Below are 17746 nucleotides of genomic sequence, written 5' to 3'. Positions count from 1 at the left end.
GATCACTCCGCCGGCTGCAGGCGCTGCTTGGCCCGCGCCGGTTTTGGCGCGCCGACCCGCAGGCGCCTGTCGGACAGCGACAGCACGCCGCCGAAGGCCATCAGCACCGGTCCCCACCAGATTAGCAGCACCAGCGGCTTGTGATAGATGCGCACGGCGATGGTGCCCTCGGCAGTGGTGTCCCCGAGAGAGATGTAGAGCTGACTTGCGCCGCGCGTCAGCAGCGCGGCCTCGGTGGTCGACGAGCCGCGCGTGGTGAAGTTGCGCTTGGACGGCGTCATCACGCTGAGCGCCTCACCATCGTGGCTGACGTTGAACTCGGCGATCATCTCGCGGTAGTTCGGACCTTGACGCTGAAACAAACCGTCGAGCTTCACGTCGTAACCGGCGACATGGGCGACGTCGTTCTGTTTCATGGTCGCGATATATTCGCTGTTCCAGGTGGTCTCGCAGACGATCCCGATCAGCGCGACGCCGAGGCCGGCATGGGCTAACGCCGAGCCCCAGGCCGAGCGCGGCAGACCGCGTGCCCGGTGCAGCGCCGTTGCGAACGGTAGCCGCACGAGGCCGGTCCGCTCGACAATGTCGGTGACGGCACCGGCAATGACGAAGATGCCGAGCCCGATTGCGAGCGGCGCCAGCGCACTGCCGCCGCGCGCCCAGCCCCAGACGATGGCGACGGCGACGAGCCCGGCAACGCCCGCCGCAAGCAGCCGTTGCGTCACGCCGAGCAGATCGCCGCGTTTCCAGGCCAGCAGCGGCCCGAACGGCACGGCGAGCAGCAGCAGCGTGAACAGCGGGGCGAAGGTGAGGTTGTAGAACGGCGCGCCGACCGACATCTTGAAGTCGGCGAGCATCTCCATCGCCAGCGGATAGAGCGTGCCGAACAGCACCACCGCGCAGGCGACCGTGAGCAGCAGATTGTTCAGCACCAGCGCGCCCTCGCGCGAGATCGGCGCGAACAGGCCGCCCTGCTTCAACGATGTCGCGCGCGCCGCGAACAGCGACAGGCTGCCGCCGATGAAGAGGCACAGGATCAACAGGATGAACACGCCGCGGGTCGGATCGGTCGCGAAAGCATGCACAGAGGTGATGACGCCCGAGCGCACCAGGAAGGTGCCGAGCAACGACAGCGAGAAGGTCAGGATCGACAAGAGAATGGTCCAGACCTTCAGCGCGTTGCGCTTCTCCATCACCAGCGCCGAATGCAGCAGCGCGGTGCCCGCAAGCCACGGCATCAGCGAGGCGTTCTCGACCGGGTCCCAGAACCACCAGCCGCCCCAGCCGAGCTCGTAATAGGCCCAGTACGAGCCCATGGCGATGCCGAGCGTCAGGAATATCCAGGCGACCAGCGTCCACGGCCGCACCCAGCGCGCCCAGGCCGCGTCGATCCGCCCCTCCAGCAGCGCTGCGATCGCGAAGGAGAACGAGATCGAGAAGCCGACATAGCCGAGATAGAGCATCGGCGGATGCACGGCGAGACCGATGTCCTGAAGCACCGGATTGAGATCGCGCCCCTCGATCGGCGGGTTGGCGATGCGCAGGAACGGGTTCGAGGTCACCAGGATGAAGAGATAGAAGGCGCTGGCGATCCACGCCTGCACGGCCAGCACATGCGCGCGCAGCGACAACGGCAGATTGTTGCCGAAGGCTGCGACCAATCCGCCGAACAACGCGAGGATCGACACCCACAGGAGCATCGAGCCTTCATGGTTTCCCCACACGCCGGTGATCTTGTAAAGCAGCGGCTTCATCGAGTGGGAATTCTCATAGACGTTGGCAACGGAGAAGTCCGAGTTCACGTGCAACGTCACAAGCGCAATGAATGACGCTCCGACGAACAGGAGCTGCGCCAGCGCGGTGGAGCGCGCCACATTCATCAGCGCGTCATCGCGCAAGCGGGCACCGACGAGTGGCACGATGGACTGGATCAGTGCCAACGCCAGTGCCAGCACCAGCGCGTAATGTCCTGCTTCCGCAATCACCGCACCGCTCCCTGCGAATTGCCCTGCGCGGTCGTGGCCGCGGGCTTGGCGCCACCGGAAGCCTGGGCGCCGTAATCGTCCTTCCAGTGCCCCTGCTTCTTCAGGGCATCGGCGACGTCCTTGGGCATGTAGGTCTCGTCGTGCTTGGCGAGCACGGTGTCGGCCTTGAACACGCCGTTGTCATCGAGCGCGCCTTCGGCCACGACGCCCTGCCCTTCGCGGAACAGGTCAGGCAAAATGCCTTTGAAGGCGACCGGGAGCTTGGCGCCGCCGTCGGCGACCTCGAACGTCACTGCCAAATTGTCGCCGCGCCGGAGCGATCCCGGCTGCACCAGGCCGCCGAGGCGAAACCGCTTGCCGGGCGCAACGTGCTTCTCGGCGACCATGGTCGGCGTCGAGAAGAACACGATGGAGTCGCGCAGTGCGTTGAGCACCAGCGCGGCCGCGAGCGCGAGCACGGCGAGCGAGCCGCCGATGATGGTCATACGTCGCTGCTTGCGCGTCATGGCGTATCCGTTCCCTGCTCGTCTCGCCCTGACATCGTCATCCGTCGAGCCCGAGTGTCTTGAGGCCTTCATTAAGCTGGCGCAGCCGCGCTGCATCGCTGGCAACCGCCTGGCGGGCATCAGTCGATGCGCCCACCGCCTTGTCGCGATCGCCCATCACGAGATAGGCGCGCACCAGCCGCAGCCAACCCTCGACGTCGTCGCCGTTCTGCTTGAGGCGCGTGGCGAGCCGTTCGACCATGCCGCGGACCATCGCGTTGCGGTCGCCCTCGTTCATGTCCTTGGAGGCAGCGAGGGTCTCATCCGACAGCGCCGGCAACGTCGCGCCGCCACCGCCGACCCGCGCGAGCGAAGTCTGGACGAGAGGGCGCCACGGCGCATCCGCCGGCGCTTTCGCCAGCAGCGCGCGCCAGATGTTGGCAGCATCGTCCTTGCGGCCGTCCTGCTCGGCGGCGAGACCGAGGAAATAGTTCGCCTTCGGATCGTCGGCGCTGAGCGCGTGCGCGCGCTCGAACTCGGTCTTGGCTTCGGCGGTCACGACGCCGCCGGCCGCGGCCGAGATCGCTTCACCGAGATCGGACCGGCGCTCCGCGCTCTCACCATTGTAGGTGAGCGCATTGCGATAGGCGCGCACCGCGTCGTCGAAGCGACCGAGCCGCTGCAGCACCGGCCCGAGCACGTTCCAGCCGCGCCCGTCGGTCGGATTCTTTTCCAGATGCTGCTCGACCTGCACGACCATGTTCTCGAGCGACTGCGCCATGCCGGATCCACGCTCCCGCTGCGCCAGCGGAAAGTCCGGAAGCCTGGGCGAGCCGAGCGGCATGTAGACGCCGATCGCAACCAGCGGCAGGCCGGCAAGCGCCAGCACGGCGGCGGCCCGGCGCCATTTGAGGCTCGATTTCGGCTCCGACACAAGCTCGCTTCCGGCAGCGGCGAGCAGCCTGCGGCTGATCTCGACGCGCGCGGCCGCGGCCTCGGGCGCTGCGATCAGCCCTGTAGCGAGATCACGCTCGATCTCGACCAGCTGGTCCTTGTAGACCGCGACCTCGCTGCCCTGGTTTTGCGCGCGCCCGCTGCGGCCGAGCGGCCAGAGCACGGCGAAAATCGCCGCGACCGTCATCAGCGCGAACACGAACCATAGCGTCATCTGGCAAGCTTCCGGCAGCGCGCAAGCCGCGCCCACAGGTGGCTTTACACCACGGCCGGACGATGCGGCAATTGACAATTGTCAATTCGCCGCGACCGCGCACAGTCCCGAAACGGTGAAAATCCAACGGCTTAGCCGATCTCGAAGTCCGCGCTTTGAGCCGCGTCCTCGCCGTGCCCGTTGAAGGCCTTCAGGAAGTAAGTTCCCGGCTCGATTGCGTCAGGCAACCTGATGCGCAACGCACCGACGGGAACGGTCGAAGCAACCCTGGTGACGGTCTCAGGGAGCTGCCGGCCGCTCGCCTTCTCGACCAGCACCATCTTCGCGCCGACCATCAGCCTTTGATATTTGGCAACGAGGACGCGGTTCTCGATTTCGATGGAGCTAATAACGGGTTTCATGCGCCCACAGATAGAAATTCCAAAAACTTGCACGGCGACCGTAGGGCCCGTCACCCGCACCGTCAACCTCAAATTGTGATCACGAAAATATGCGCCTGGATCAGCTCGCGCGCGACGATTTGCGCTCGCCCGCGGCGGCGTTCTCCGCGGCGCGACTCATCAGCGAGGCGTAATCGTCGCCGAACAGCACCTGACAGAATCGAATCGCCGCCTGCACCTGCTGCTGCCGATAGATACGGACCTTGTGATCGGCGCCGCGCAGCGACTGCACAAGCTGCTCGGTCGACCGCTCGACATATTGCTGAAGGTCGGAATAGGTGCGCAGCGTCACCTCGTTGATCGCGAGCTCGCTCGCGTAATTGCGGCAGGTCGCGACGAAATCGATCAGCGCCACCGTTTCCTCGACCTCGGTGCTGTCGATCCGCGCCCCTGGCGGAATGTCCTTCTCGGCCCGCTGGCGCAGGATGCGGCGGACGCGGCCGGGAACGCTGTCAATCTCGGATTGCAGCGCATTGGAGATGTCGGCCCGGATCGAGGTCAACTGCTTGCCCCAGGCGGAATCGTTGCGCAGGTCGAGCTCGGTGCGCAGGCCGCGGGCGCCGTCGTGCAGCGACTTGAGATTGCCGGCGACGTTGTCGAAATGGCCGCGTTTGATGTCCATGCGCAGGATCGCGGCGACACAGGACAGATCATGCAGCGCGATCGTGACGGCGACGCCATAAGGCGTTGCCGCCACGCGGATCTCGTCGTCGGACGCGGCAATCTTGATGGCGAGGCGGATGATCTGCCACGGCGCGGTCATCCGCTGCACGACGATCGACAGCGCGAAGGGCAGCATCTGCGGCGTCTGGAGGACGGGAATATTGAGCGCCGACGTCACCGAGGCGATCTGGGGATCGCCGAAAGCGCGCAGGGAACGCGGCAGCTTCTCGTTCAGGGTGGCGATGGCGTCGCGGACCTGGAGCACCGCCCCAACCGAAAACAGATCCTCAATCACGTTCGGCGGGCCCACACGGGCGAGCGCGCGCGACTTGTCGCCGCCGCCCGGGCCCGTCAGCTCGAAGATGGCCTCCGCGGCCACCGCCTGGAGCTTCGAGGCCAGCGCTTCGACCTGCCCTGCACTGTCGGCCGGCATGCGCGCGAGCGCCGCCTCGAATTCGTTCAGCTTGTCCGCGGCGCCGTCGCGGCCGAGCCATTGCCAGATCGGATGCAGCGAAGAGCGGCGGATCTGGCCGACCCGGATCGGGACGCCCGCCTCGACCAGGAACGGTTCCAGCACCTGGAACAGCACCCGCGACAGGTCGTCCGTGCGTGGCGGCGGAGCGTCGTCGGCTTCGGTCTTGCGGACGATCTTGCGCAACTGCTCGAGCACGAGGGTCGCCACGGCGGTGTCCTGGCCGCGCTCGAGCGCGCGCTCGAACTCCCGCATCAGCAGCGCCTGCGACTGCGGCGGGAGCTGCGCGAGGTATTCCCTCAGCCGCTCGATCGATGTCTGGCTCATGCGTCCGGGTAATGCACGGTAAAATGGCGGTACATGGGATGCGTCCGGGCGCGATCTTAGGAGGTCCCCACTTAAGAAGCCGTTTAGGACGTGGCTCCGAATGCCTCCGGTCTGCTCCCAACGGGTGCCGATCGCGGCGAATAACCCCTTGGGAACAAAGGATTATATTCCGGGCAGCACCAGTTCGGCGCGCAAGCCTCCGGTCGGCGCGCCGCCGAGCGAGAGGCTGCCGCCGTAGAGCGCGGCGAGGTCGACCACGATCGACAGCCCCAGCCCCGATCCGGGCTTGGACTCGTCGAGCCGCTGACCGCGCCGGGAGACCTGGGCGCGCTCGGCCTCCGACAGGCCGCGGCCGTCGTCATCGACGATGATCCGCAGACGCGGGCCCGCACCCGCCTGGTGCGGCGTCTCCACCAGAACCTCGATGAAAACGCGCGAGGCCGCCCATTTGCAGGCATTGTCGACGAGATTGCCGACCATCTCCTCCAGATCCTGGCGTTCGCCGCGAAATTTGGCCGACGGATCGGCCTCGGCCTCGACCACGATGCCGCGGTCGCGATGGATCTTCTCCATGGTCCGCCGCAGCGCCTCAATGGCGGGCGCGACCTCCGTCACGGTCCCAACGACCGAGACCCGCGCCGCGATGCGCGCGCGCTCGAGATGGTGGGCGACCTGGTCGCGCATCACGTGCGCCTGCTCCATCACCTTGGCCGCGAACGGATCGGCGGAGTGGGCGCCAGCTTCATTCACGATCACCGAGAGCGGCGTCTTGATCGCGTGCGCGAGATTGCCGACATGCGTGCGTGCGCGTTCGACGATCTCGCGATTGGCATCGATCAGCGCGTTGGTCTCGCGCGCCAGCGGCGCGATCTCGACCGGGAATTCGCCCTCGAGCCGCTCCGCCCGTCCGGACCGGATGTCGGCGATGGATTCGGAGATGCGCTTGAGCGGCGCGAGGCCGAAGCGGACCTGGAACACGGTGGTCAGCAGCAGCACGATGCCGAGCGCGGTGAAGGTGCCGCCGAGGTAGTAATCGAAACTGCGCGTCTCGTCGAAAATCTCGGTGTCGTCGCCGGCGACGCTGACGAGAAATTTGCCGTCCGCGCCGAGATCGACGGGACGCTCGACCATGCGCAGGTTCTGTCCCTCCGGACCGTCGACATAAGCGATCCGGATCCCGGCGGCGGGGAGCTCGGTGCCCTGCTCTTCCAGCTTCGGCAGCTTCTTGTCCCAGAGCGAGCGCGAGGAGCGCACCTCCGGCTTTTCGGTGTCGGTGCGCGTGATCTGCCAGTACCAGCCGGACAGCGGCAGCTCGAACAGGGGCTCGCCGAGTGATTGGAATTGGCGGTCCGGCGGCTCGTCGGGGGTGGCGACCTCGGCGATCAGCGTGCGCAGATAGAGATTGAGCCGGCGGTCGAAGGCGCGCTCGGTGGCGTTCTTGTAGACCGACGACAGCACCACGCCGGTGATGGCCAGGATCACCACGAGCCACGCAGTCGCCGACAGGAACAGGCGGTTCGCAAGCGAGCTGGCGGGCATCGGAATGATCCCGGAGGCGCGGGGTGGCATGGCGTCAGACGTCATGACCGGAACAAGGCCCCTGTCGGGCCGCCCGTCAAGCCCGGACGTTTCAAGCGCCCGGCGCAGTCGGCGGGGTCAGGAGATAGCCGAGGCCACGGACGGTCTGGATGATGTCGACGTCGAGCTTCTTGCGGATGCGGCCGACAAAGACTTCAATCGTATTGGAGTCGCGGTCAAAATCCTGATCGTAGAGATGCTCGACCAGCTCGGTGCGGGAGACGACGCGCCCGGAATGGTGCATCAGGTAGGCCAGAAGCCGATATTCGTGCGAGGTCATCTTGATGGGATTGCCGGAGACGCTGACCCGGCCCGTCCTGGTGTCGAGTGTGACGGGACCGCAGCTCAGCTCGCTCTGGGCATGGCCGGTGGAGCGGCGCAGCAATGCGCGGATGCGCGCCAGCACCTCCTCCAGGTGGAAGGGCTTTGCGACGTAGTCGTCGGCGCCGGCATCGAAGCCCTGGACCTTGTCGCTCCAGCGGTCGCGTGCGGTGAGGATCAGGACCGGCATGGTGCGGCCGTTGCGCCGCCAAGCCTCCAGCACCGAGATGCCGTCCTTCTTCGGCAGGCCGATATCGAGCACCACGGCGTCATAGGGCTCGTTGTCGCCGAGATAATGCCCCTCCTCCCCGTCAAAAGCGCGATCGACGACGTAGCCGGCGTCGGTCAGGGCCTTGGTGAGCTGGCGATTGAGATCGGGGTCGTCCTCAACAACGAGCAGGCGCACGCTTCTCTCCAGAAATAGGCCGCATGAAACACCGCGCCAGATGAGCAATTCCGGCGTGAACTGAATATGAACACGGGGAACCGGGCCGCGTTACTTTTTCGTCATTTACGATCTGCGACGCGACTGCGCCCGCCAGGCCACCGGACGAGCCGACGGCATGGCGGGCGCAATGTGCCGCGTTACGCGGCGAGTCGATAGGTGCGAACGTGGCCTCGGCCGTCAGGTCCGGAAGAACACGAACCAGATGACGGCGAGGATCAGGATCGCGAGCCCGGTCGAGATGGCGAGCAGCGCGGCCACTGACGGCCCGGGTTCGCCCTGACGGGCCTCGGTCGCAGTTTCAACGATCTGACGTTGGTCTCGCGTGGTTGCCATGGTGACCTCAATCTCTGGCTGTCGCGTCGGATGGCCGCGACCTCCTTGCGGCGTGATGTCCCGTGGCAACGCGTGATTGGATATGATGTTCCGGCATTTACGGGGGGCAGGCAGCAACCACGCGCCCGGCGGCCGATTAACGCAGTTGCAAGATTTCGCAGTCCGCCTTGCTATGATTCGTTGTTCCCCGATGGTATCCTCGTCAGTTGTCCCTGTTGCGTTTGGAGTAGCCCATGGCCCCCCGCGCCAATTGGAAGGGTTTTCTGCGTTTGTCGCTCGTGACCTGCCCGGTCGCGCTCTATCCGGCCACGTCGGATACCGAGAAAGTCTCGTTCAACCAGATCAACCGCAAGACCGGCCACCGGATCAAGTACCTCAAGGTCGACGCCGAGACCGGTGACGAGGTCACCTCCGAGGACATCGTCAAGGGCTACAAGGTCGACACCGATACCTACATCGAGGTCACCAAGGACGAGCTCGACGACATCGCGCTCGATTCGACCCACACGATCGACATCGACGAATTCGTGCCGAAGGCCGACATCGACAACCGCTATCTGATCCGCCCCTATTATCTCGTGCCGGACGGCAAGGTCGGTCACGACGCCTATGCGGTGATCCGCGAGACCATCCGCAGCATGGACAAGGTCGCGATCGGCCGCGTGGTGCTGACCAACCGCGAGCACATCATCGCGCTGGAGCCGCTCGAGAGCGGCCTGATGGGGACGCTGCTGCGCTATCCCTACGAGGTCCGCGGCGAGAAGGACTATTTCGACGACATCCAGGACGTGAAGCTGACCAAGGACATGCTCGACCTCGCAAAGCACATCGTCGAGAAGAAGTCCGGCGCGTTCGAGCCCGAGCTGTTCGAGGACCATTACGAGAGTGCGCTGATCGAACTCATCAACAAGAAGCGCAGCGGCGCGCCCATCACCGCGAAGGCCACCCCGAAGACCGGCAACGTCATCAATTTGATGGACGCGCTGAAGAAGAGCATCGCAAACGAGAAGGACGCGAGCCCCGCGGCCAAGGTCGCCAAAGAGACCGCCAAGGACACGGTCAAGGGCAAGAAGACGAAGAAGCGCGTCGAAGGCCAGCGCGAGATGCTGCTGCCAATATCAGGCAAGGGCGGCAAGGACGCTGCTGCGAAGGCCGCTCCCAAGAAAGCCGACAAGCCGGTGCGCGCGCCGGTGCGAGCGAAGAAGGCCGGCTAGCAGCATCGCATCGTCTCATCACGCCGTGATGTCTCCCCTCGCCGACCGGCCGACCTGACATGCCGTGGTCGGCTGCGTTCGACGAACCGATTTCCCTGCGTGACGGGCGCAAGCTGCGGACGCTGCAAGAGGCTGCCGATCACATCATGCGACTGCGTGAGGATACGCAGCACGCGAGCCACTGGCAGACCGCGATCGAGACCCTGATCAACGCCGCCGAGACCGGCGGCGGCTGGATGACGTTCGCCCGCATCGCGATGCTGCGGGCGCTGAACGCGGACGGTCAGCGCGGGTGAGTCCGGCGTGGAGCCCAAGAACAGCCTCAACAATCCGTTAAACCGCACCATCGCTTTCAGCGCCCGCCTGCGGTCGCGGGGGCGACACGTAATCGTACGGAAGACAAAATTAACCGTCGATTCCTGCTGTGCGCAGCATGGTCGCCGCTCGATTGAACCCGGGTTGCAGGCTCGTGCAGCAGCAGGACACCAGAAAGAACTACATCGGCATCGTGAACGACACGGCCGAGGAAGAGAACCCCGCCGTCAGCACCGCGCGGGCGCAGCCGCGCGTGGTGAGCTATCTGGTCGGATGCCTTACCGCGGTGCTGAAACGTCCCGGCAAGGCCGCGCCGGGACGCCCGATTTCGTCCTGAGACGGGACGGCGCCATCGCCAAATGCGTGCGAATTGAGTGACGAAACCTTAAGTCAATCGATGACACCATATCAAACGGCAGGTGAGGACCATCCGACCTTCGTTTTGACGCGCCCCCGCAAACATTAGTGAATCAATTTACCATTCCGAAAACGGCACCAGCCTACGTTGGACGGATGAACAGGAGTTGACGATGACTTTGCTCAAGTCATTTCTGGCCGACGAAAATGGTACCACCGCCATCGAGTATTGCCTGATCGCCACCGGCATCGCGCTCGCGATCATCACCGCCGTGAACAACACGGGCAGCGCGCTCCTGAGCAGCAAGTTCAACTCGGTCAGCACGGCGGTGAAATAGCCGGCTTGGCCGACGCGCCACAATCCGACCAGCGTGAGTCCGCGTGCAGCGCGCCGCAGATGCGGCTCCTCTTTCCAATCGACATTCCCATACAGACACGCCCATACCGACACGCGGTTCGTGTTCTCGCGACGGCTTTCGCCCGAGCTTTGCTGTCGTCTTCAGCCCTCTTTGAAGAAAGGGCGCAGGGAAGGCCGGGCGCCGGCTGGCACCCGAGATCCCGTGTGCGGATAAATGCGCACGGGTGGACCACAGGTGACGCCGGGACATCCCGGCCTTCCCTGCGCGGATGGTTTTAACGGTGTCCTTCGTGCTCTCCTCGGGGAGCGATGCACTATTGCCCCCGTCGCCCCGCGGATGACTGATGCGCGCTCCCGGTCGGGCCGCCACATCACCGCTGGGACTTGACGCACAGACCCCGGGCGTCAGGACCACACGACTTCTCCGTCCGCGCACATCCCCGCCGGTCCCCCGATGGCTGGCGTGCGCTCACCGTCGAGGCCGAACGAGGACGCTGTCAGCGCCGTGTCGTATCGCGAGAGCCGGCTGCTCACGGGATTCCCGCCCTGCAACCTGCCCAGCGCGCCGACGCCGTCGAGGCCACCGCATCCCGGCCCGCGTCCCGTGACGGTCGCGAAACGCCCCTTGTAGCGGGCCGAGCTGTTTCGGGTTGTACGGCAAAACAGAATTTCTGTAAATACGAATATTTTGAGCCATGATGGTTGACCCAGCACTAGCGTGTTTCGCCCGTCGGGCAACGCAACGGATCGTAGCCCGTATGGAAGCGCAGCGACATCCGTTGCGGATGTGGTTGTCAGGATGACGCTGCGCTCCATTTGGGCTCCGGCGCTTTGACGATCATCCGAGTCCTGATACTCTTCAGCGGCTCGACGAGCCATGCTGTCAATTGATGAACCAGAACTGCTTGAAGGATGCGGATGAGACGCGTGGCGTTCCTGGCTCTCAGCCTCACGTTTGTGGGCGTCTGGCCGCACGATAGCGCGAGAGGACAGACTTCGGCTGGGCCGCCGGTCTCACTTGCTGCGCCGGATGCATCGCCGCCACGCGCGGGCGTCAAAAGCTCCGGAACTACCCCGGCGGTCTCCGGCAGGGAAGCTTCGACACCCGTGATCGGCGGTCCTCCGCCGGCGCCGAATCCGGCCGCCGACTACGATGGCTTCAGCGTGGGCACCGTCGACGGCAATGACACGTCCAGTCAGCCGACGCCGCCTGTGAGGTCACGCGCAGCAAGCGGCTCCAGATTAAATCTGGATACAGGGCAGTCATCGGTCGATCAGGAAGACGAGGCGTTGAAACGAAAGCTGACGATCTGCAAAAACTGCAAATAGGATGCTTGTGAGCCATGGGCCAACCCGACCTGCGGCTGTGGCGGTTGGCAAGCTCGCTGCCTCGCGGAAATTTCCTTTCCGTTAGCGTTGAGCGCACGGCCATGGCCGCAACCGCTGCATGAGGTTTGATGTTTACGATGTTCGCAGTATGGCGTTGGGTCGTACAGCGGCACCATTGCAGAGCGTAGGCTCAAAACCAGCGGCCCGATGACATGGTTTCTTCAGACAAGCCGATCCTGACAATGTCGGCTCCTCCTGGCTCGGAGCGATCCGTGGCGATCGCCGTTTTTGCGATGCTGGCGGTCGTCTCGTTTCTCCCGGTGCTGCTGACCCCTATCCCCGCGATGGTCGATTATCCCAATCACCTTGCCCGCATGTACATTCTGAGCCAGAACGGCACCCCCGACGCCAATCCGCATTACGAGGTGGCTTGGGCCTTCTATCCCAACCTCGGAATGGATCTGTTGGTCCCGCAGATGGCGCGGCTGATGAGCGTCGAGACCGCCACGCGGCTGTTTCTGCTCCTGAGCCAATCATTGATCGTCGGGGGCGCGCTGCTGCTCGAATGGGCCCGGAAGGGACGTGTCCATCTCGCCGGCTTTGCGGCGCTCGCCTTCCTTTACTGCCTGCCGTTCAGCTGGGGTTTTGTGAACTTCGAGTTCGGACTGGGCCTCGCTCTCTGGGGCATCGCCATCTATCTGATGCTGGCGGAACGCCAATGGCCCCTGCGTTTCGTCGTCAACATGGTCTTCGTCGCTGCGCTGTTTGCGGCGCATTTCTTCTCCCTCGGCATCTACGGCGCAACGCTTGGCCTTTACGAGCTCTCGCGCATGCCCCACCGGCGGATCTCGTACCGGGTCGCCGCCGCACGGCTCGGCGCGCTGGCGATACCGGCGCTCGCCCTGTTCGGGATCATGCGCATCACCGCGGGATCGATCGGAAGCGACGGAACGAGCTGGTTCCTCGAATTCAAGCCGATCTGGCCGCTGCGCATCATGAACGGCTACAATTTGGCGGTCGGGGCGGCGACCGGTCTGGCGCTGATGATCTCGCTGCTTTTCGCCGCAAGACGCGGCGTCCTCAAGCTCGAACGGGCGGGGATCTGGCTCGCGATCGGCTTTGCGTTGCTCTACGTCGTCATTCCCTCGAAGCTGTTCGGGACCTCGTTCGTCGACCTCCGCGTGATTCCCGCGGCGGCTCTGATCCTGCCGGCCTTCTGCTCGCTGTCGCTGCCCAGTCGAGCATCGCGAATGGCTGCGCTCGCCACGATCAGCGGCATCACACTGATCAATCTCGTCGTCGTCCTCACGGTGTGGCTGCCTTACCGCACCGACTATGCGGCCATGATCGAGTCGTTCCACAAGATCGATCGCGGCTCACGAATCCTCGTCGCCGGCACGGACGACAAGGGAGATCCGCCATTCGCCGACCTCACCTCATATCCAATGTATTATGCGCCGACGCTGGCCGTGCACTATGCCAACGCGTTCGTGCCGAATCTCTTCACGGAAGCGGGCAAGCAGCCCGTGCGGCCACGCGAGGCCGTGCGCCGACTTGCCATTCCCTATGGAGGACCGATGCCGTTGGGCGTGCTGACCGCGATCGCGGCAGGCCCGCCGCCGACGGGCATTCCGCCGTTTGTCCGCACCTGGCACCAAGATTACGACTATCTCTATGTCCTTGGGCCGCGGGTCGCAAACCCGCTGCCGGAGCTGCTGGAAGCGCTGGACGCCTCGGAGCGATTTGTTCTCTACAAGATCCGCCGCAGGTCGTAGGCCGAGGCCGCGGCTGCCAGCGTGGTTAATCCGGCATTGCCGCACCGTCGCGATAGCCCTCCCCGCAGTCCGACTCCACCCCAGCGCCGCATACCTTAACGGTTGCGGCAAGGCCGCCTTAACCACCGCCGACATAGACTTCCGCCCCTGCAACGAGTTGGACTCTCCCGCATGGCGGCCACTTTCCCGTCGATCCGCTACAGCCTCGTCATCCCCGTGTTCAACGAGGAAGCCGTGCTGCCGGTCCTGCTGCGCAGGCTCGACCTGGTCTTGTCCCGGCTCGACGGGCCGGCAGAAGCGATCTTCGTCGACGACGGCAGCAGCGATTCCAGCTCGATCGTGCTACGGGCGCTCGCCACGCGCGACCCGCGCTTTCGCTATATCGGCCTGTCGCGAAATTTCGGCCATCAGATCGCCATCACCGCCGGCATGGACGCCGCGCAAGGTGAGGCGATCATCGTCATGGATGCCGATCTGCAGGATCCGCCCGAAGTGATCGAGCAATTGATCGCGAAATGGCAGGAAGGCAACGACATCGTCCACGCCCGCCGCCTGTCGCGCGAGGGCGAAAGCCCTTTCAAGCGCGCGACCGCGCATCTGTTCTACCGGCTGCTCGGCAAAATGTCCTCGGTCGGCATCCCCGCCGATGTCGGTGACTTCCGCCTCATCGACCGCAAGGTGCTCGACGCACTCAGGCAGATGCCGGAGCAGGACCGCTTCGTACGCGGCATGATCGCCTGGCTCGGCTTCCGGCAGACCGAGGTCGCCTTCCACCGCCTCGAGCGCGCAGCCGGCGAGACCAAATACCCGCTGTTCAAGATGGTGCGGCTGGCAATGAACGCCGCGCTCGGCTTTTCCGATCTGCCCTTGCGGTTGGCAATCTGGTGCGGATTGACGGTCTCGGGCCTGGCACTGCTCTACGGCGGCTGGGTGATCCTGTTGTGGCTCAGCAAGGACAGTCATCTCGTCACCGGCTGGTCCTCGACGATGGTCGTCGTGTCCCTACTGTGCGGAATGAACATGCTGATGACGGGCATTGTGGGGCTTTACGTCGGCCGCATCCATGCCGAGGTGAAACGCCGCCCGCTCTACGTGGTGCAGACGCGCGCCGGCTTCGATCGCAACGAGGCGGCGGCCGCACCCGCGATCCACGCCGTCAACGAGTGACCCGGCATGGCTGAGCTCTTCGACGGTTATCATGACAACTACCGTGACGTGGTCCAATCCTCGATCGACTTCTCCGGCTTGCCGCATGATTTCTTCATGCGCGCGAAGGCCGATCTGCTGGCCAATCTGATCGCGCAACGGCTCGACGCAAAGAGGCCGGAAATGCTGGACGTCGGCTGCGGCGTGGGCAGCCTTCATCCCCTGCTGCACGGCATGGTCGGCCGCTTGAGCGGTATCGACGTCTCTTCGGCCAGCCTGGCGCAGGCCCGCGCTGTCAACGGCGGGGTCGACTACCGCGAGTTTGACGGTCGCAGCTTTCCTTTCGACGATGCCAGCTTCGATCTGGTCACGGCCATCTGCGTGATGCACCACGTCGTGCCGGCCGAATGGACGCAATTCATCGCCGAGATGCGGCGCGTGACGCGCCCCGGGGGGCTCGTCTGCGTCATCGAGCACAATCCGTACAACCCGCTGACGCGCCTTGCCGTCGCGCGTTGCGAGTTCGACCGGGACGCGGTCCTGCTCGGTGCCGGCACAACCCGAAAGTTGATGGCCGACGGCGGGCTGCACGAGATCGGTGCGCGCCATTTCCTGCTGCTGCCCTGGGACACCAAACCGGCGCGGCGCCTCGAAGAGGCCCTGAGCGGTGTGTGGCTCGGCGGCCAATACGCCGCCTTCGGGACCACTTGACCTATTTGGGCGACGTATCTCGCCGCTTGTGCACGACCGCCACGTCGTCGCTGTAAACGCGCTGCCATTGGGGGAGCCGGTCGAGCATCGCGATCGCCGGCGTCTCCGGCGCAAGCAGCGTCGCGCCGATCTTGTATTCGTCGAGCAGTTTGAGAAAATCGCCGAGGTCGACCAGCGCCAGGGCACGATTGTAGCGGTTGATGAACGCTCCCCCGTACAGCTCGCCGCGACCGTCGATGAAGGTGGGAATGCCGGCAAAGATCAAATAGCCACCGAAGGAATAATCATTGAGCACGGGCCCCGCCTCGGCGAGGTTGGCTTGCGCGATGGCAGCCTGAGGGGTGATGACCGAAGCCGGCCGTATGTCACGCGCCAGCGCCGCCCCGCTCACCACGATCAACACGCCGAGCGCGGCCAGGTTCAGCCCGCGCGACGAGCCGGCCGCATCGTCCCCGGCCGGTCCGCCGAACGCCCGCCCGAGTGGTGCCGCCAGATAGAGCGGCGCCAGCATGGCGAGCAGATCCGCATTACGGATCTGCGCCAGCGCGAAATGGAGCAGGCCGATCACCACCAATGCCCGCACGACCGGCAGCGTCATGCCGCGCGAGAGCGCAAAGATGCCGGCCAGCAGCAGCAACTCGAAGAAACCGACGTGGCTGAAATCCTGCGGCCGCCATTCCGAGATCCAACCGAGCGCGGGGCCGAGGCCGAGTGTCGTCAGCGGCATCAGCAGCGGCTCCGGCCCGTAGGGCGTCAGGCAGGACGCTGCGACCGCGAGGGCCGTGAATGGCAGCCACCGCAGGACCACGCGCGGCCATTCGCTGCGCTTCTCGCGCAGCAGCGCCTCGAGCCCCGCAGGGCCGATCAGCCCAAGCGCCAGCACCACGCTGCCGTGCAGATTGGCCCACACGATGAGCAGCGGCAGGGCCCAATATGGCGGCGGCCCGCGACGATCCATGCAGCGTACCAGGGCTCCCGCCCAAAGCACCATCACCGGCAGCACGAGGACGTGTGGCCGCGCCAGCATATGCGGCGCCAACAGGATGACGGCCGCGATCACCATGAGCAGCGTCTGGGTCGGCGAAAGCTCGCGCAACAGGAAGTACGTGAACAGGCCAAAGGCGAGCGCTATCGCCGCGGCGGCCACGACCAGGACGCCCGGCCAGCCGAAAAAAATGTAGGCTCCGGCGTAGATGACCTCCGAGAGCCATTCGAAGGTGATCCAGGGCGCGCCGTGCATCGAAAAGGAGTAAGGGTCGCTCGCCGGCAAGGTGCCGTGCGCGATGATCCAGCGCCCGACCTCGATGTGGGAATAGCTGTCGGGATCACTGAGCAGCCGCGGGCCAAGGATCAGCAGCAGGGTATAGACGCCAAGGCTCACCAGCCAGGGGAGCGCCGCACGCGCCGAAAACTGTTGAACCTCGCTGTGCACGGCCTGGTCACTCATGGCGAGCGCAAGGTAAGGCGCAAGCGTTAAATTCTCCTTTGACGTTCACCGCGCCGGGCCCAGCCCAAGATGGCCGGAACCGTTCGTGAACCATATCTTGCCGGCGGGAATCCGCGGGGCCGACGAGCCGGCGCGTTCACCGAATTCACGATCCGCTTGCGGTGCAAGAGCAGCTTTCCGCAGCGTGGCCGCGATGAGCGGTCCCTACTCCGCCATCTCGACGGGTGGCACCGTGGAGGGGCCGGCCAGCGGCCGCTCCTCCATCGCGATCAGGCAGAGCGCGGCGGTGGTCATCAGCGCGGTGGCGGCACCGAACACGTAGCGGAAGGCGTGCCGCATGTCGTCGGCGGGAATCGCGCTGACGGCGCCGTGATGCTCGCCGGCGAGCGGAACGTCGGCGCCGAGCGCGATGAGCAGGATCGCCGCGAACGCCGCGACCGTGAACGAGGACATCAGCGAGCGGAAGAAGTTCATGGCGCCGGTGATGGTGCCGACCTGGGGACGGGCAACCGAATTCTGCAGTGAGACCACGCAGACCGGGAAGGTCGTGCCGAGCCCGAGCGCGAACGCGGCCATCAAGGTCAGAAGCCCCCACAGCGGCAAGGTGGTGAGCGTGAGGCCCAGTGCGCAAATCGCGGCCCAAGAGGTGCCGATGATGGCGACGCGCTTGTAGTGCCTGGCGCGCGCCATGGTGCGGCCGGCAATCGCCGCGCCGCAGGTCGAGACGGCCGCGAGCGGTATCAGTGCCAGCCCCGCCTCGCTGGCGCTGAGGTGGTAGACCGCTTCGTAATAGAGCGGGAGCTGCACGGTGAGGCCGGTGATCGCGCCGAGCCCGCATCCGCCGGCCGTCAACGCGAAGGGCGCAACCTTTCCG

The 17746-nt window shown here is 65.2% G+C and carries 17 protein-coding genes; 7 read left to right on the top strand and 10 right to left on the bottom strand.

The genetic code is table 11. The features are described 5' to 3' along the window. Window positions 1-2: 2 nt before the first annotated feature. The 8 genes from IVB31_RS01970 to IVB31_RS01935 all read right to left on the bottom strand — a co-directional run bounded on the left by IVB31_RS01970 (window position 3) and on the right by IVB31_RS01935 (window position 8220). A complete protein-coding gene (locus IVB31_RS01970; protein ID WP_247317908.1) occupies window positions 3-1985 on the bottom strand; it encodes a heme lyase CcmF/NrfE family subunit in 1983 nt (660 codons plus the stop codon). Next, the gene (ccmE, locus tag IVB31_RS01965) at window positions 1982-2491 is read right to left on the bottom strand and encodes a cytochrome c maturation protein CcmE (protein WP_247317906.1); all 510 of its coding nucleotides are present in this window, start codon (window positions 2489-2491) and stop codon (window positions 1982-1984) included. Before ccmE ends, IVB31_RS01970 begins: the two co-directional genes overlap by 4 nt. A gap of 37 nt (window positions 2492-2528) precedes the next feature. Beyond that, window positions 2529-3638, bottom strand: a complete 1110-nt coding sequence (ccmI, locus tag IVB31_RS01960) for a c-type cytochrome biogenesis protein CcmI (RefSeq protein WP_247317904.1) — start codon at window positions 3636-3638, stop codon at window positions 2529-2531. Window positions 3639-3769: 131 nt separating this feature from the next. Further along, window positions 3770-4039 (bottom strand): hypothetical protein, encoded by a 270-nt coding sequence (locus IVB31_RS01955; protein WP_247317903.1) that lies wholly within the window; start codon window positions 4037-4039, stop codon window positions 3770-3772. A 100-nt stretch (window positions 4040-4139) separates the two neighbouring features. Further along, entirely contained in the window at window positions 4140-5540 is a 1401-nt protein-coding gene (locus tag IVB31_RS01950) for a hypothetical protein (protein ID WP_247317901.1), read from the bottom strand. A gap of 162 nt (window positions 5541-5702) precedes the next feature. Continuing rightward, a complete protein-coding gene (locus IVB31_RS01945) occupies window positions 5703-7079 on the bottom strand; it encodes a sensor histidine kinase (RefSeq protein WP_247317899.1) in 1377 nt (458 codons plus the stop codon). Between the two features lie 91 nt (window positions 7080-7170). Continuing rightward, complete coding sequence (locus IVB31_RS01940) at window positions 7171-7845, bottom strand: response regulator transcription factor (RefSeq protein ID WP_247317897.1); 675 nt, start codon at window positions 7843-7845, stop codon at window positions 7171-7173. A gap of 219 nt (window positions 7846-8064) precedes the next feature. Further along, window positions 8065-8220, bottom strand: coding sequence for a hypothetical protein (locus IVB31_RS01935; protein WP_247317895.1), 156 nt, complete (start codon window positions 8218-8220; stop codon window positions 8065-8067). A 233-nt stretch (window positions 8221-8453) separates the two neighbouring features. Between IVB31_RS01935 and IVB31_RS01930 the strand changes: the two genes are divergently transcribed. From IVB31_RS01930 to IVB31_RS01895, 7 genes are all read left to right on the top strand, one after another. Next, complete coding sequence (locus tag IVB31_RS01930; protein WP_247317892.1) at window positions 8454-9434, top strand: Ku protein; 981 nt, start codon at window positions 8454-8456, stop codon at window positions 9432-9434. Between the two features lie 59 nt (window positions 9435-9493). Beyond that, window positions 9494-9730, top strand: a complete 237-nt coding sequence (locus IVB31_RS01925; protein ID WP_247317887.1) for a hypothetical protein — start codon at window positions 9494-9496, stop codon at window positions 9728-9730. A 137-nt stretch (window positions 9731-9867) separates the two neighbouring features. Then, the gene (locus tag IVB31_RS01920; RefSeq protein WP_249802949.1) at window positions 9868-10086 is read left to right on the top strand and encodes a hypothetical protein; all 219 of its coding nucleotides are present in this window, start codon (window positions 9868-9870) and stop codon (window positions 10084-10086) included. Between the two features lie 193 nt (window positions 10087-10279). Continuing rightward, on the top strand, window positions 10280-10444 hold the full coding sequence (locus tag IVB31_RS01915; RefSeq protein WP_247317885.1) for a Flp family type IVb pilin: 165 nt from the start codon (window positions 10280-10282) through the stop codon (window positions 10442-10444). Window positions 10445-12005: 1561 nt separating this feature from the next. Continuing rightward, entirely contained in the window at window positions 12006-13568 is a 1563-nt protein-coding gene (locus IVB31_RS01905; protein ID WP_247317880.1) for a hypothetical protein, read from the top strand. A gap of 171 nt (window positions 13569-13739) precedes the next feature. Continuing rightward, window positions 13740-14735 (top strand): glycosyltransferase family 2 protein, encoded by a 996-nt coding sequence (locus tag IVB31_RS01900; protein ID WP_247317878.1) that lies wholly within the window; start codon window positions 13740-13742, stop codon window positions 14733-14735. Between the two features lie 6 nt (window positions 14736-14741). Continuing rightward, window positions 14742-15425 carry a class I SAM-dependent methyltransferase gene (locus tag IVB31_RS01895; protein ID WP_247317875.1) on the top strand — a complete coding sequence of 228 codons (684 nt, stop codon included), beginning with the start codon at window positions 14742-14744 and terminating at the stop codon, window positions 15423-15425. 1 nt (window position 15426) lies between these two features. On the opposite strand, the gene IVB31_RS01890 is transcribed toward IVB31_RS01895, so the two are convergent. Both IVB31_RS01890 and IVB31_RS01885 read right to left on the bottom strand, forming a co-directional pair. Further along, window positions 15427-16872, bottom strand: a complete 1446-nt coding sequence (locus tag IVB31_RS01890) for a hypothetical protein (RefSeq protein WP_247317873.1) — start codon at window positions 16870-16872, stop codon at window positions 15427-15429. 204 nt (window positions 16873-17076) lie between these two features. Continuing rightward, on the bottom strand, window positions 17077-17746 hold a 670-nt coding region (locus IVB31_RS01885), incomplete at its 5' end, for an MFS transporter (RefSeq protein WP_247317871.1).

The organism is Bradyrhizobium sp. 21 (assembly GCF_023073335.1).
In the GTDB taxonomy this organism is placed as follows: Bacteria; Pseudomonadota; Alphaproteobacteria; order Rhizobiales; family Xanthobacteraceae; genus Bradyrhizobium.
The sequence above is the reverse complement of the archived record's forward strand: the minus strand, read 5'-3'. Positions and strand labels throughout refer to the sequence as shown.